This window comes from Burkholderia sp. AU31624 (assembly GCF_020420065.1).
In the GTDB taxonomy this organism is placed as follows: domain Bacteria; phylum Pseudomonadota; class Gammaproteobacteria; order Burkholderiales; family Burkholderiaceae; genus Burkholderia.
Genome location: NZ_JAIZRT010000005.1, coordinates 41,934 through 56,648, shown reverse-complemented (window position 1 = coordinate 56,648; position 14,715 = coordinate 41,934). Strand labels below are relative to the sequence as shown.

Sequence of the window (14,715 nt, the reverse complement as noted above, 5' to 3'; positions counted from 1 at the left end):
TCAGGCTCCCGACGGCGCGGCAGGCGTGCCGCCAGGCGGCGGGCCGTCCTGCGGGTCGCGTTCGTCGTGCTTCACGCGGAACCACGTCGCATACAGCGCGGGCAGGTAGAACAGCGTCAGCACGGTCGCGCTCGTGATGCCGCCCATCAGCGCGGTCGCCATCGGCCCGAAGAAGTTCGAGCGCAGCAGCGGGATCAGCGCGAGCACGGCGGCCGCGGCCGTCAGCGTGATCGGGCGGAAGCGCCGCACGGTTGCGCCGATGATCGCGTCGACGCGGCCGTGGCCGGCTGCGATGTCCTGCTCGATCTGGTCGACGAGGATCACCGAGTTGCGCATGATGATCCCGAACATCGCGATCACGCCGAGCATCGCGACGAAGCCGAACGGCTGGCCGAACAGCAGCAGCGTCGCGACCACGCCGATCAGCCCGAGCGGCGCGGTCAGCACGACCATGAGCACGCGCGAGAAGCTCTGCAGCTGGATCATCAGCAGCGTGAACACGGCGATCGCCATCAGCGGCATCTGCGCGTTGATCGACTTCTGCGCCTTCGCGCTTTCCTCGACCGAGCCGCCGATGTTGATCTGATAGCCGACCGGCAGTTGCGCGCGCAACGTGTTCAGCTTCGCGTCGACCGCATGGGTGACGTCGATGCCCTGCGCGCCGGCGCGCACGTCCGACTGCACGGTGATGGTCGGCTGGCGGTCGCGTTCCCACACGACGCCGTATTCGAGCGTCGGCTTGAAGCGGCCGAGCGAGCCGAGCGGCACGGGGCCGTTCGGGGTCGGCAGCGCGAGGCCGGCGAGCTTGCCCGGATCGACGCGATCCGCCCGCGGCGCGCGCAGGTCGACCGCGATCAGCTTGTCGCGCTCGCGGTACTGCGTGACGGTCGTGCCGGACAGCGTCATCGCGAGGAAGCTCGACACGTCCTGCGACGTGACGTTCAGCTCGCGCGCCTTCTTCTGGTCGATCTCGAAGCGCACCGAGCGCTCGGCCGGCTCGTCCCAGTCGAACTGCACGTTGACCGTGCGTGCGTCGCCGCGCATCGTCGCCGCGACCTTCTCGGCGATCGAGCGCACCGTCGCGATGCTGTCGCCGCTCACGCGGAACTGCACCGGATAGCCGACCGGCGGGCCGTTCTCGAGCCGCGACAGCCGCGAACGCACGGCCGGGAACTGCTCGCGCAACGTGGTTTCGAGCCAGGTCGCGAGCTTCTCGCGGTCCTTCACCGATTTCGCGGTGATCACGAACTGCGCGAAGTTCGGCAGCTGAAGCTGCTGGTCGAGCGGCAGGTAGAAGCGCGGCGCGCCGCTGCCGACGAAGTTCACCGAATGATCGATCTCGGGGCGCTTGTCGATCGCTTTCTCGAGCCGTTCGGTCTCGCGCAGCGTCGCCGCGAACGACGCGCCTTCGGGCAGCCGCAGGTCGACCAGCAGCTCGGGGCGGTCGGAGCTCGGGAAGAACTGCTGCGGCACGAGCGTGAAGCCCATCAGCGCGACGACGAAGAGCGCACCCGTGATCAGCAGCACGACGAAGCGCCGTTCGATGCACCAGTCGATCCAGCCGCGCAGCCGCCGGTAGAAGCGCGTGTCGTAGATGTCGTGCTCGTGGTCGTCGGGCAGGTGCGCTTCATGTGCCTGCCGCTTGCGCTCGGGCAGCAGGTGGAAGCCGAGCAGCGGGATCAGCACGACCGCCGCGAACCACGATGCGATCAGGGCGATCGCCGACACCTCGAAGATCGAGCGCGTGTATTCGCCGGTGCTCGATTTCGCGAGCGCGATCGGCAGGAAACCCGACACGGTGACGAGCGTGCCCGTCAGCATCGGGAACGCGGTGCTCGTATAGGCGAACGCGGCGGCGCGGGCACGGGTGTAGCCCTGTTCGAGCTTCACGGCCATCATCTCGACCGCGATGATCGCGTCGTCGACCAGCAGCCCGAGCGCGAGCACGAGCGTGCCGAGCGACACCTTGTGCAGCCCGATGTCGAACAGGTACATGAAGAGGGCGGTGACCGCGAGCACGACCGGAATCGAGATCACGACCACCATCCCGGTGCGCAGGCCGAGCGACACGAGGCTCACGACCAGCACGATCGCGACGGCTTCGGCGACGGCTTCGAGGAAGTCGTCGACCGAATGCGCGACCGCATGCGGCATGCTCGATACCAGCGTCAGCTTGAGGCCGGCCGGCAGTTGCGCCTGCAGGTCCTTCGATTCGGCGTCGAGCGCCTTGCCGAGCCGGATCACGTCGCCGCCCGGCTGCATCGTGACGCCGATGCCGAGCACCGCCTTGCCGCCCGCGCGCATCTGCGTGACGGCCGGATCGTCGTAGCCGCGTTTCACCGTCGCGAGATCGCCGAGCCGGAACGTGCGGCCGTTGATGCGGATCAGCGTGTCGGCGATCGCGTCGACGTTGTCGAACTGGCCGCTCGGCCGCACGAACACGCGATCGTCGGCGGTCGTCAGCGTGCCGGCCGACGAGATGTCGTTCTGCGCGTTGATCGCCTGCCCGAGCTGCTGCGGCGAGATGCCGAGGCGCGTGAGCTGTGCGTTGTCGACCTCGATGAAGATCCGCTGGTCGGGGTCGCCGAAATAGTCGACCTTGCCGACGCCCGGCACGCGCAGCAGCACGGTGCGCAACTGGTCGGCGTAATCGTGGAGCTGCGCGGGCGTGAAGCCGTCGCCTTCGAGCGTCCAGATGTTGGTGTAGACGTCGCCGAATTCGTCGTTGAAGAACGGGCCCTGCACGCCGGGCGGCAGCGTATAGCCGATGTCGCCGACCTTCTTGCGGATCTGGTACCAGGTTTCCGGCACGTCCTTTACCGGCGCCGAATCCTTCATCGTGAAGAAGATCAGCGATTCGCCGGGGCGCGAATAGCTGCGCAGGAAGTCGATGGCCGGCGTTTCCTGCAGCTTGCGGCCGATCCGGTCGGTGACCTGTTCCTGCACCTGCCGCGCGGTCGCGCCGGGCCAGAACGTGCGGATCACCATCACGCGGAACGTGAACGGCGGGTCTTCGGATTGCGCGAGGCGGGTGTAGGCAAGCATGCCCGCGAGCGTCGCGAGCGCGATCAGGTAGACGACCAGCGCCTGGTGGCGCAGCGCCCACGCCGACAGGTTGAAGCGGCCTTCTTCGTAGGAAACGCTCACGATGCGAAGTCCTCCGGATGCAGCGGCGCGATCGCGCGGACCTTCTCGCCCGCGCTGACCGTATGCACACCCTGCAGCACGACGCGCTCGCCGGGCTGCAGCCCGTGCGACACCGTTACCGTGCGCTCGTTGAAGCGCGCGACGTCGACGCGGCGCAGCTCGAGCGTGTCGTCCTTCGTGCGCACGACCCACACGGCCGGTTGCGGGCCGTCGTGGAACAGCGCGGTCGCGGGCAGCGTGATCGACTGCGCGTCGCCGGCGGCCGGTGCGCCGTCGAACGCGACGCTGGCCGTCATCCCGAGCCGAATCGCCGGGTCGGGCGCGGCGAGCGTGAGCTTCACGCGATACGTGCGGCTTTGCGGATCGGCGGCCGGTGCGATTTCGCGCACTTTCGCGGCGAACGGGCGGCCCGGCAGCGACGGCAGCGTGACGGTGGCCGCGTGGCCCGGCGTGAGCGATGCAAGCGCGGCCTCGGGCACGTCGCTGACGACGTCGACGTCGCCGGACCACGCGAGCTGGTAGACGGCCTGGCCGGCCGACACGTTCTGGCCGGTGTCGGCCTGTTCGGCGGTGATATAGCCCGCGTGATCGGCGACGAGCGTCGCGTAGCGGAGCTGGTTCTTCGCGAGCGCGAGCTGCTGCTGCGCCTGCTCGCGCTGCGCGAGCGCCGACGTGTAGCTGTTCTCGGTCTGCTCGAGCTGCGCGGTCGCGATCAGGTTCTCGCGCGCCTGCGCGCGATCGCGGTCGAGCTGCTGCTTCGCGAACGCGAGGCTGTGCGTCGCGGCATCGAGTTGCGCCTGCGCGCTCGCGGCATTCTTCTCGACGTCGGACGGATCGAGCAGCGCGACGACCTGGCCGACCTTGACCGTATCGCCGAGGCGCACCTTGCGCTCGATGATCTTGCCGGCGATGCGGAACGACAGCGGGGTGGCGTAGCGCGGCTGGATCTCGCCGGGGAGCGTGCGTGCGACGGCAGCGTCGTCGGCATGGGCGGGCAGCGCGACGACGGGGCGCGGGGCGGGCGACGCGGATTCTTTCGGATGACAGGCGGCGACGACGAGCGCGGCGCCGACCAGCAGCGCGACGCGGGAACCGGAGCGATTCACGAAACCCCCAGATGAGGTGAGAGCGAGAGCGGAACGAAGCCGGCAAGCGCGGCGGGCGCTTGCCCCGAGCGGCGCCGGCACGGGCGTGCGGACACCATCTTTCAGAAACTGTGGCGAATTCTAATACACACCTGTATCTGAATGCAAAGATGAATCCGTAAGGGAAAGGGTGCTAGACTGCGCGCCATGAAACCTCAGCGCTTAACTCGCGAGCAGAGCAGGGACCAGACGCGCGAACGTCTGCTGATTGCCGCACACCGTATTTTTCTGAAGAAAGGCTTTGTCGCCGCGAGCGTCGAAGACATCGCGGCCGCGGCCGGCTATACGCGCGGCGCGTTCTACTCGAATTTCCGCAGCAAGTCCGACCTGTTGCTGGCATTGCTGGAGCGCGATCACGCGGAGGTGCAGGCCGATTTCCAGGCGATCTTCGACGGGGGCGGAACGCGCGAGCAGATGGAGTCGATGTCGCTCGCGTATTACCGGACGCTGTTTCAGGACGACGAATATTCGCTGCTGTGGGGCGAGGCGAAGCTGCAGGCCGCGCGCGACGCGAAATTCCGCGTGCGCTTCAACCAGTTCCTGCATGGCAAGCGCCTGCAGATGGCGGAGTTCATCCGGCGCTTCTCCGAACGCGCGGGCACGCCGCTGCTGCTGCCAGCGGAGACGCTGGCGTTCGGGCTGATGTGCCTGTGCGATGGCGTGCAGTCGTACTACTCGGCCGATCCGCAGCACGTGTCGGCCGAGGTGGCCGAGTCGGTGCTGGCGGGATTCTTCGCGCGCGTGGTGCTCGGGCGCGCGCCGGACTGAGCGGGCCCCGGCCTCGAACCCCCTTCGTCACGCTGCCGGCGGCGAACCGGCCGGTCAGCGTTCGCCGGTCATTCGCCGGTACGCATCGAGCAGCGACGTCTTGTAGACGACCCCGGCGAGCGTCGGCTCGGCTTCGCTTTCGATCACCGGCAGGCGTTCGCCCTGGAACGCCATGAAGCGTTCGAGCGCGGTGGCGAGTGGCATGTCGGGCGTGAGCAGCGGAAACGGCGTGTGCACATAGTGCGCGGCCGTCTTGTCGGCCGTGTCGCGCTTGTCGAGCAGGTCCGACGTGATGTCCTTCAGCGCGACCGCGCCGCGAAAGCGCCCGGCGTCGTCGGTCACGTACAGATACTTCACCGGATATTCGAGGAACACGCGCGTCATGTCGGCGACGCTCGCGGTGAGCGGCACGACCGTCTGCGCGGGCTGGATCAGTTCGCGCATCTGCGTGGTGCGGATCCGGCTGCGTTCCTCGGCATCCTGGTGGTGGTGCAGCGTGATCTCGTACATCGACGTCGTGCCGGTCGCGCGCGCGACGAAGTACGCGAATACGCAGGACACCAGCAGCGGCAGCACGACCTGGTAGCTGAGCGTCATCTCGAAGATCATCAGGATCGCCATCAGCGGCGCCTGCGTGGCGCCCGTCAGGAACGCGCCCATCCCGACGATCGCGTACGCGAAGTACGCCGACGTATGGCCGGGCCACACCGCTTGCATCGCGAGCCCGAACAGCGAGCCGAACACCGCGCCGACGAACAGCGTCGGCGTGAACACCCCGCCGATCGCGCCGGAGCCGACGGTGGCGGAGGTCGCGATCACCTTGAACACGAGCACCGCGACGAGTGCCTGCCAGGTCCACGGCGAGTGGAGGATGAGGTTCACCACGCTGTAGCCGTTGCCCCACACGTCCGGCACCCAGACCGAGATCACGCCGACGACGAGGCCGCCGAGCGCGAGCCGCACGGGCAGCGGCACGGGCAGCCGCTTGAACTGGTTCTTCGACGCATCGAGCAGGTGCAGGAACTGTGGCGCGAGCACGCCGCACAGCGCGCCGAGCACGACGAACAGCAGCACTTCCGGGCCGGTGACGGCCGGAAACACCGGCATCTCGTACGGCGGCCGGTAGCCGGCGAATTCGCGCATCACGATGTTCGCGACGACCGACGAGACGATCATCGGCCCGAGACTTTCCATCGCGATGCCGCCGAGCACGATCTCCGACACGAAGAAGGCGCCGGCGATCGGCGCGTTGTACGCGGACGTGATGCCGGCGGCCGCCCCGCAGGCGACCAGCAGGCGCAGGCGCGGCGGGTCGAAGTGCACGAAGCGGCCGACCAGCGACGCGGCGAGCGCCGCGAGCTGCACCATCGGGCCTTCGCGGCCGATCGAGCCGCCGCTGCCGATCGTCAGCAGCGACGACACGCTGCGCCACAGGCTCTGGCGGACCGGCACGATGCCGTTGCCGAGCGCGACCGATTCCATGTAGTCGGTCTTGGCGGCCTGCTTGGCGCCGCGGGTCGCGAGCAGCAGTACGCAGCCGGCGAGGAAGCCGCCCGCGGCCGGCATCCAGAACCGCACGTACCACGGCAGGCGCTTGGCCATCTGCACGAAGCTGCCGCTTTGCCCGGAGATCAGGTGCTGCATCAGGTCGATGCCTTCGCGGAACGCCATCGTGGCAAAGGCGCCGCCGACGCCGACGATGGCCGACCAGATCAGCATCGTATGGGCGTCCGACAGGCGGAACAGCGTTTGGGCGCGAGTGCGCAGCTTCAGCAGGAACGAGAGCACGGCTGAAAGAGGGCGATGGAAAACGACGCGAAGCATAGCACTGCGCCGCGCCCGCGGGATCCTCCCGTCGGGCGCGGCGCGCGAAGTGTCACGGGCGGGCAACTCAGCCAAGCCAGTGCTGAACGGCCCAGGTGATCCCGTAGCCGCCGGCGATCAGCCACACGTACAGGATCAGGCCGGTCATCAGCGCCCGGGGGCCGGCTGCGCGGATCTGCGCGACGCGGGTTTCGATGCCGAGCGCGGTCATGGCCATCGTCAGCGCGAAGGTGTCGAGCACGTTCAGCGTGTGGGTGACGTCGGTGGGCAGCACGTTCAGCGAATTGACGATCACGAAACCGAGGAAACCGAGCGCGAACCAGGGCACGGCCACCTTGCGCTTGCCTTGCGCGCCGCCGGCGGTCGCACGTGCCGAGCGGGCCAGCCACCCGCCGAGCACCAGCAGCACCGGCACGAGCAGCATCACGCGGGTCATCTTGACGATCGTCGCGATGTGCGCGACCTGCGGGCTGATGTCGCTTGCTGCGCCGACCACCTGCGCGACCTCGTGGATCGTGCCGCCGAAGAACAGGCCGAGGCCGGCCGGATCGAGGTTCAGCAGCCCGGCGTGATACGCGATCGGGTACAGGAACATCGACAGCGTGCCGAACAGCACGACGCTGCCCACGGCCATCGCGCTCTGGTGCGGCTTCGACTGCAGCGTCGATTCGAACGCGAGCACGGCGGCCGCGCCGCAGATCGCGCTGCCGGCGGCGGTCAGCAGGGCCGAATCGCGGTCGAGCTTCATGATCTTGATGCCGGCCCAGGTGCCGATCACGAGCGTGCTGACGACGACCAGCACCGACACCGTCAGGCCCGGCAGCCCGACCTGCGCGACTTCCTGCAGGCTCACGCGCAACCCGAAGAACGCGACCGCGATGCGCAGCAGCTTGCGCGCGGAGAAATTGACGCCGGCCGCCCAGCTGGCCGGCATGCCGTCGCGCAGCGCGTTGCCGTACAACGCGCCTGCAACGATGCCGACGATCAGCGGCGACAGGCCGAGCCCCGCGATCGCGGGAAGCTGGGACAGGCTCGTGACGGCGGCGGCGAACAGCGCGACGAACAGCACGCCGTTCAACTGGCCGCGCATCGACGGCGCGGCGGGGCTGAGATGGGGACTCGGAGCAGTGGACATGGAAGCACCGTGATGGAGCGTGTGGCGATGGTGTAATCCTAATTTCGTTATATCGATATGAAAAATTGTGATTTGTGACGTAAACTATCCGGAAAGCCGATAATTTATCCCCATGACCCCGGATCAACTGATAACGTTCGCCGCCGTCGCCGAGCACCTGAACATCAGCCACGCCGCCGTGGCGCTGCATCTGTCGCAGCCGGCCGTGTCGGGCCAGTTGCGGCTGCTACAGGACGAATTCGGCGAGCCGCTGTACCAGCGCGACGGCCGCGGCATCCGCCTGACCCCCGTCGGCGAACAGCTCGCGCAGTACGCGAAGGCGCAGCGCGACACGTTTGCGCAGGCGCGTGCGTTTCGTGACGCGGTACGCGGCCTCGAGGCCGGCACGTTGCGCATCGGCGCGAGCACGACGCCCGCGAGTTACCTGCTGCCGTACCTGATCGCGGCGTTCCAGCCGCGCGCGCCGCGCGTGGCGATCCAGACGATGAGCGGCAACACGGCCGACGTGGTCGCGGCGCTGCCGTCGCTCGATATCGCGATGATCGAAGGGCCGCCCGGCGAGGCGCTGCCGCCGGGCACCGCGGTGCACGCGTGGCGAGAGGACGAGATCGTGGCGATCGTGCCGACCGGGCATCCGCTGGCGGCGCCCGAATACGCGTCGGGGGTCACGCTCGACGCGCTGGCGGCCCATCCGCTCGTGCTGCGCGAGGCAGGTTCCGCCGTGCGGCAGCTCGTCGAGCGCGCGTTCGCGCAAGGCGCGGCGCCGATGCGCGTCGCGTTCGAGATCGCGGGCGTCGAGGCCGTGAAGGAAGCCGTGCGGGCCGGGATGGGCGTCGGGTTCGTATCGGCGATGTCGCTGCGTCACGACGATGCCGCGCTCGCGATGCGATCGCTCGCGCCCGAGCCGCTCACGCGGCACTTCTCGATCCTCGTGCCGCATGGCGGCGCGCCGTCGCGGCTCGCCGCGCAGTTCCTCGCGATGAGCCTCGCGCAGACGCCCGCGTGACGGGCCGCGCGCGCCGTCACGCGTATGCGAGCACCAGCGCGGCGCCTTTCTCGCCGATCATCAGCGCCGGTCCCTGCGTGTGCCCGGACGTGATGCGCGGCATGATCGACACGTCGATGACCCGCAGCCCCTCGACCCCGCGCACGCGCAATTGCGGATCGACCACCGCGTCGTTGCCGGTGCCCATCCGGCACGTGCCGACCGGGTGGCTGAGCGAGCCCGCATGGCTCAGGATCCAGTTGCGGATCTCGGCGGGCGTGCGTACCGACGGCCCGGGCGTCTGCTCTTCGCCGCGCCAGGCCGACAGCCCCGGCGCGTTGCCGAGCGAGCGCATCAGCTCGAAGCCCTGCACGCATTGCTCGAAGTCGCCCGGCGCCGACAGGAAGTTCATGTCGATCAGCGGCGCGGTGGCCGGATCGGCCGAGCGCAGCGCGACGCGGCCCCGGCTCTGCAGCCGCATCATGTCGCCCGTGACCGAATAGAAACCGCGCAGCTCCTGCTCGGACTGGCCGCACGTATAGCGTCCGCGCATCATCTCGGCCGCATTGGCCGGCTGGCCGTCGGCATTCGCGTTCGCCCAGACGATCGCGTAGCCCTCGTTGACGGGCTGGTCGAGGATCGGCTGCCGCGACGTCCAGATGCCCTGGAAGATCAGCGCGTCCATCAGGTTCGCGCCGACGCCCGGCAGGTCCGCCTGCACGGGGATGCCGAGCCGCCGCAACTGCGCGGCGTCGCCGACGCCCGAGCGCATCAGGATCTGCGGCGAGTTGATGGCGCCGGCGCACAGCAGGATTTCCCGGTCGGCCGCCGCGCGCACGCGCGTGCCGCCACGGATGTAGAACACCGCGGCGGCGCGCCCCGTGCCGTTGAACTCGATCCGTTCGACGAGCGATTCGGCGGCCAGCGTCAGGTTCGACTGCCGCGCGAGCAGCGGCTCGACGTAGCGCTGGTAGCTCGTCACGCGCTGGAAGCGCGTGTCGATCGTCGAGCGCAGCGGCGACACGCCGGCCATCGGACGCCCGTCGTTGTAGTTCGGGTTGTAGCGGTGGCCGAGCTGCTCGCTCGCGCTGACGAACGCCTCGCCGAACGCGTTGCGCGTCGTGGTGGTCGGCTGCAGCATGCTTTCGACCTGCTCGAAGTGCGGCGCGACGTCCTGGTAGCGCCAGCCGGCGCAGCCGTACTGGCTCGCCCACTGGTCGAAGTCGGCGGGCGCGCCGCGCACGTAGACCATGTCGTTGTGCGCGGTGCAGCCGCCCGTCACCTTCGCGCGCCAGACGTCCATCACGCGGTCGTTCATGCGCGTCTGGGGCACGCTCTTGTAGCCCCAGTGAATCGCGTCGATGCGATACAGGCAGTTGATCTGGTTCGGGTCGCGGATCGGCGGGTAATGCGACGCGAGCGGCCCGGCCTCGAGCAGCAGCACCTTGATCGACGGGTTGGCGGCGAGTCGCGCGGCGACGATGCTGCCCGCCGAGCCGGAGCCGATGACGATGTAGTCGTAGTGTTCGTCCATGGGGTTCTCCTGGTGCGTGTGAGCCGGCGCGGTGCCGTCAGCCGCGCGGGTCGAGCAGCCGGCCGTACGGGCCGTGCAGCGCGAGCGTGGACTGCGCGCCGTAGAAGCCGGCGATGCCGCTCCACGCGCGGTGGTTCAGTTCGAGCAGGAACAGGATGCGGTGCATCGCGATCGCCTGGCGCGCGGGATCGATCGCGGCGATCCGCTCGAACATGTCGCGGGAGATGCTGTTGTGGTTCAGCGATTCGTTCAGCTCCTCGTGATCGCTGGATACGCTGTGGAACGCGTCGTTGTCCTTGACCGCGGCCATCAGGCGCAGCGACATCTTCGGCGGCTCGCCGAAGATGCCCTCGACGACCATGATCGCGGCGAACGACGACACCGGATCGGCATCGGCGAGCAGCGTGAGCGTGTCGACGAACGCGAAGTGCAGCGGCAGCGGCACGATCTGCGGGAGCAGGTGGCGCGCGACGCCGAGCGCCTCGCAGGTCGTGCTTTCGAGCGCCTCGTGGCCGTATTCCTCGCCGTAGTAGCGGAACATCATCGCGCGCAGCGGGATGCTGAGCCGCATGCTCAGCAGCGGCGCGATGATTTCGACGAAGCGCCGCGTCACGTGGTACTGCTCGATGAACGGGCCCGCGACGAGCGGCGAATAGTCGCCGTGCAGCGCATCGATCGCGCTCACGTACGGATTCGCGCCCCAGCGGTTCAGCGTTTCGCGCGTGATCAGTTCGGTCTGGCGCATGAACTCGAGCCCGCTCGACAGCGACACGGCCGGCAGGTCCGCGCACGGCAGCCGCTGCGCGTCGTCGCCGCTCGCGGCGACGAGGCTCGACGCGACGAGCCACAGATGCGACATCAGATCGTGCTCGTCGTACAGTCCGGCCGTGTCGAACCGCGGATCCTGCGCGGCGCTCGCGCGGGGCGTGCCGGAAAACACGTCGAGCATCAGGTCGACGGCTGCCAGCGTGAGCGGCGCCGCGCGGTGGAAGTATGCGAACTCGATGCGCAGCAGCGCGAGATGGAAGTTGGGTTCGACCTGCGCGTCGAACGGATCGTCGTGCGCGTCGAACAGCGTGCGCGCGGAGGCGGGCCGGTCGAGGTGCAGCCGCAGCGTCGCGGCGTCGCGCGCGATCGCATCGCGCCGCGCGGAGTCGAGCCCGGCCAGGCTCGCGGCGACCGTCTGCGCGATGCACGAGTCGATCCGCGCGGCCTGCGCGGCGAGCGCATCGGCGGCCGTATCGACGGCCTCGCCAATCAGCGAATGCGTGTCGAGAAACGTGCCGAGCGCGTGCCAGCCGGAGTCGGGTTCGCTGTCGAGCAGCGTCGACCACAGCGGCGACGCCGTGTCGGTCAGGCCGTGGAGCTGCGCCGCGATCTGGTCGGCGGCGTCGCTCGCGTCGAACGCCAGCCGGTATTCGTGGGCGCCCGCGCGCATGCTGACGAGCGCCGAACCGGGCTCGTGGTGGATCGCGTCGATGACGAGGCGCGGCGACTGATAACGCTGAAATGTCCAGAGCTCCATGGCGGCCCTCAGTGGAAGATGCGCGGCAGCGGCGCGCTGTCGTCTGCGTAGTAGGCGAGGATGGTGTGTTCCTGGCGCACCAGCGTCTCGACTATCAGCGAGACGTTGCGCTTGGTGACGGTGCAGGCTTCGGGATCGATCGCGGTGTCGAGCGCCATCAACTGCCGCGAGATGTCCTCGTGCCGGTACGTGTCGTTCAGGTCCGCGTGTGCGCGCAGCGGCCGGTAGAACCCATCGGGCAGGCCGAGCGCGACGCAGCGCGCGTCGAACGCGTCGATGAACGCGGGCTGCGCGCGCTCGAACAGGAACAGGCTCGCCTTGAACGACAGCGGATGCTGGCGCGCGTGCACGCCGAGCGCGGCCGCGAGCGAAAACGTCGCGGGCAGCGGCTGGTGCTGCTCGATCTCGGCATCGGCGAGCCCCGCGGCCTTCAGCGCCGCCGCGAGAAACCGGTCGTGGCCGAGCTCCGATTTCAGGAAGTCCTGCAGCAGCGTGCGCTCCGCGGTACTGGCGGCCCAGCCGAGCGCGGGGCCGATCAGCCCCGGCGCCGCGCGCACGATCCAGTAATACTCGAGGGCATAGCCGATCAGCTGGCGGCGTGTCGCGCGCTGTTCGACCAGCGCGCGCAGGAATGCCGAGCGCGCGCTGCGCGCGGCGGTGCGATCCGCGATCCGGCGGATGTCGCGGTACAGCTGCGCGCCGCTCGTCGCGACCGCGGCGCGGCGCGGATCCGATTCGATCAGCAGGCGCAGCGCGTTGAAATCGGCGAGCAGAGGCGGAATCTTGTCGGCGATGCGGCGCGAGCGCGTGGCCAGTTCCTCGGGCGTCAGGCCGCCCACGTGCAGGTCGCCGATCAGGCGTGCGACGTCGGTCGCCTCGTCCGGCGCGAAGCGGAACGTGCACTGCCGGGCGCCGGCACACAGCACGGCGTCGGTATCCGTGAGCTGCGAGGTGACGATGCCGCGGAATTTCGGCATCGCAGGAGCTGCTAGCGAGCTGTCCATGGTGGTCGCCTCACAGGTCGGACACGCGCCGCAGCAGCGGCGCGTCGGAAGTGTAGTAATGCCAGACGGCCGTGTAGAAGTCGTCGTAGAGCTCGACGAACAGCCGCAGCTGGGCCTTCACGCGCGCGACGGTGGCGGCGTCGAGCACTGGGACGTCCTGGAAGATCGCGCGTGTCAGGCTGCCGTGCGCGGCGTTGAGGTTGATGTTCGCGTGTGTCTTGAGCGGGCCGACGAGCCCGTCGGGCAGTTGCGCGCGCTCGCACGCCTGGATGAAGCTGTCGTGCTGCATGCCCTGGCCTTCGAGCAGGCCGAGCGTCGTGAAGAAGAACAGCGGATCGCTGTGCGACCAGTACGCGAGCGCGTTGCACAGCCCCATCGTCTCGGGCAGCGGGATCGCATCGAGCATGTCGGCGCGGCTCAGCCCCGCGAAATTCAGTGCGCGCAGCAGGATCTCGTCGTGCCCGTACTCCTCGGAGAAGAAACGGTTGAGCGTCAGTCGCACCGGCGTGCTCGGCACGTAGGACAGCACGGGCGCATCGAAATAGCTTTCGCGGAACAGGAAGTGCCAGTTCTCGATCACCATGCCGATCGCGAGCCGTTCGGGCAGGTCGCCCGGCGAGCGCGTGTCGAGGCACGCGCGCCAGAACGGATTGCGGTAGAGCGTCTGCTCGCAGTACTGCTCGACGAGATCCTCGATCTCGAGGATCACTTCCGAGCCCGCGCGGCTCGCGACCGGCGCGTCGTCGTCGATCAGGCCGGCCTCGTCGAGCGTGCCGACCAGTTCGTCGAGCAGCGCGCGCGGCAGCTCGGGCTCGTCGCGCGCGATCTCGTCGAGATCGTGGCGGCCGTCGAACTGGTCAAGCGTGCGGGCCAGCGCGACGGCGGCATGCGGGCTGCCGGGCAGCGCGTCGACGTGCCGCAGCGCCACGGGCGCCACCAGCCGCGGGCGGGGCGCGGGCGATTCGATCCGTTCCATGATGAGGCTCCCGAAGTGGGCGCGCGGGGCGGGCGTGCGGCTCGCCCCGCAACTAGCTGAACCGGTGCGGCGGCGATTACAGGTGGATCGCGATCAGCGTCGGCGTGCCATCGGGCTTGTTGACGGTGACAAGGTAGTGCTTGCCGCCGAGCGTGCCCGTATTGATGTAGAGATCCACCTTGTGGCCGTCGAACACGTTCTTGCCCGGTTCGGCGTTTTTCACTTCATGAACCGTTGCCTGCTGAGTATTTGCCATATCGATCACCGTTTGAAAAATGAAAGGGCATCCGGCCTGATTCGAATAATCGGGCTGGAGAATTTGCAGAGAAATCCGGAACGAAATGAGAATGTCTGGTTTATTTCCTTTCATCCGTTGTACGGATGATTAATTGGTCGATATTCATCCGCACATGGTCATGAATGCGGCCCGTGCCGAAAGCGGCAAGCCGTCCGCCTGTTTCGCGATCGCGACCTTGAGATCCGCGCCGCCGACGATCAGCGCGTGGCGATCGGCGCCGGCGCGCGGGTCGACGGTCTGCAACGCGTCGACCTCCTTGACGGCGACCTTGGTGCCTCGCGGCACGATGACAGTAAGCGGTTCACTCATAGCAACCTCCGACGATGAGAACGGGCGCAAGCGCCCAGCCGCCATTAGCGCGGCACGCAGCCATG

The 14,715-nt window shown here is 68.6% G+C and carries 12 protein-coding genes; 2 read left to right on the top strand and 10 right to left on the bottom strand.

The features are described from left to right. Positions 1-3,147, bottom strand: coding sequence for an efflux RND transporter permease subunit (locus LGM89_RS19280; RefSeq protein WP_226273677.1), 3,147 nt, complete (start codon positions 3,145-3,147; stop codon positions 1-3). Beyond that, complete coding sequence (locus LGM89_RS19275; RefSeq protein ID WP_089494941.1) at positions 3,144-4,253, bottom strand: efflux RND transporter periplasmic adaptor subunit; 1,110 nt, start codon at positions 4,251-4,253, stop codon at positions 3,144-3,146. Before LGM89_RS19275 ends, LGM89_RS19280 begins: the two co-directional genes overlap by 4 nt. 186 nt (positions 4,254-4,439) lie before the next feature. On the opposite strand from LGM89_RS19275, the gene LGM89_RS19270 reads away from it, so the two are divergent. Further along, a complete protein-coding gene (locus LGM89_RS19270; protein ID WP_089494940.1) occupies positions 4,440-5,060 on the top strand; it encodes a TetR/AcrR family transcriptional regulator in 621 nt (206 codons plus the stop codon). A gap of 54 nt (positions 5,061-5,114) precedes the next feature. Here the strand turns inward: LGM89_RS19270 and LGM89_RS19265 are convergent, their stop codons facing one another. Both LGM89_RS19265 and LGM89_RS19260 read right to left on the bottom strand, forming a co-directional pair. Next, positions 5,115-6,848 carry a ClcB-like voltage-gated chloride channel protein gene (locus LGM89_RS19265; protein ID WP_208450617.1) on the bottom strand — a complete coding sequence of 578 codons (1,734 nt, stop codon included), beginning with the start codon at positions 6,846-6,848 and terminating at the stop codon, positions 5,115-5,117. A 103-nt stretch (positions 6,849-6,951) separates the two neighbouring features. Then, positions 6,952-8,019, bottom strand: coding sequence for a YeiH family protein (locus LGM89_RS19260; RefSeq protein WP_226273676.1), 1,068 nt, complete (start codon positions 8,017-8,019; stop codon positions 6,952-6,954). A 112-nt stretch (positions 8,020-8,131) separates the two neighbouring features. Between LGM89_RS19260 and LGM89_RS19255 the strand changes: the two genes are divergently transcribed. Continuing rightward, positions 8,132-9,025: a LysR family transcriptional regulator gene (locus LGM89_RS19255; protein WP_089494937.1), complete on the top strand. Its 894-nt coding sequence runs from the start codon at positions 8,132-8,134 to the stop codon at positions 9,023-9,025. Between the two features lie 16 nt (positions 9,026-9,041). Here LGM89_RS19255 and LGM89_RS19250 read toward each other — a convergent pair whose 3' ends face one another. The 6 genes from LGM89_RS19250 to LGM89_RS19225 all read right to left on the bottom strand — a co-directional run bounded on the left by LGM89_RS19250 (position 9,042) and on the right by LGM89_RS19225 (position 14,650). After that, complete coding sequence (locus tag LGM89_RS19250) at positions 9,042-10,538, bottom strand: GMC family oxidoreductase (RefSeq protein ID WP_226273675.1); 1,497 nt, start codon at positions 10,536-10,538, stop codon at positions 9,042-9,044. 37 nt (positions 10,539-10,575) lie between these two features. After that, entirely contained in the window at positions 10,576-12,063 is a 1,488-nt protein-coding gene (locus tag LGM89_RS19245) for a hypothetical protein (protein WP_226273674.1), read from the bottom strand. Between the two features lie 8 nt (positions 12,064-12,071). Continuing rightward, positions 12,072-13,040: a hypothetical protein gene (locus LGM89_RS19240; RefSeq protein WP_226273673.1), complete on the bottom strand. Its 969-nt coding sequence runs from the start codon at positions 13,038-13,040 to the stop codon at positions 12,072-12,074. Positions 13,041-13,077: 37 nt separating this feature from the next. After that, entirely contained in the window at positions 13,078-14,043 is a 966-nt protein-coding gene (locus LGM89_RS19235) for an iron-containing redox enzyme family protein (RefSeq protein ID WP_226207653.1), read from the bottom strand. A 76-nt stretch (positions 14,044-14,119) separates the two neighbouring features. Next, positions 14,120-14,299 (bottom strand): hypothetical protein, encoded by a 180-nt coding sequence (locus LGM89_RS19230; protein ID WP_089494932.1) that lies wholly within the window; start codon positions 14,297-14,299, stop codon positions 14,120-14,122. Positions 14,300-14,443: 144 nt separating this feature from the next. Then, a complete protein-coding gene (locus tag LGM89_RS19225; protein ID WP_226207652.1) occupies positions 14,444-14,650 on the bottom strand; it encodes a hypothetical protein in 207 nt (68 codons plus the stop codon). Positions 14,651-14,715 lie beyond the last annotated feature (65 nt).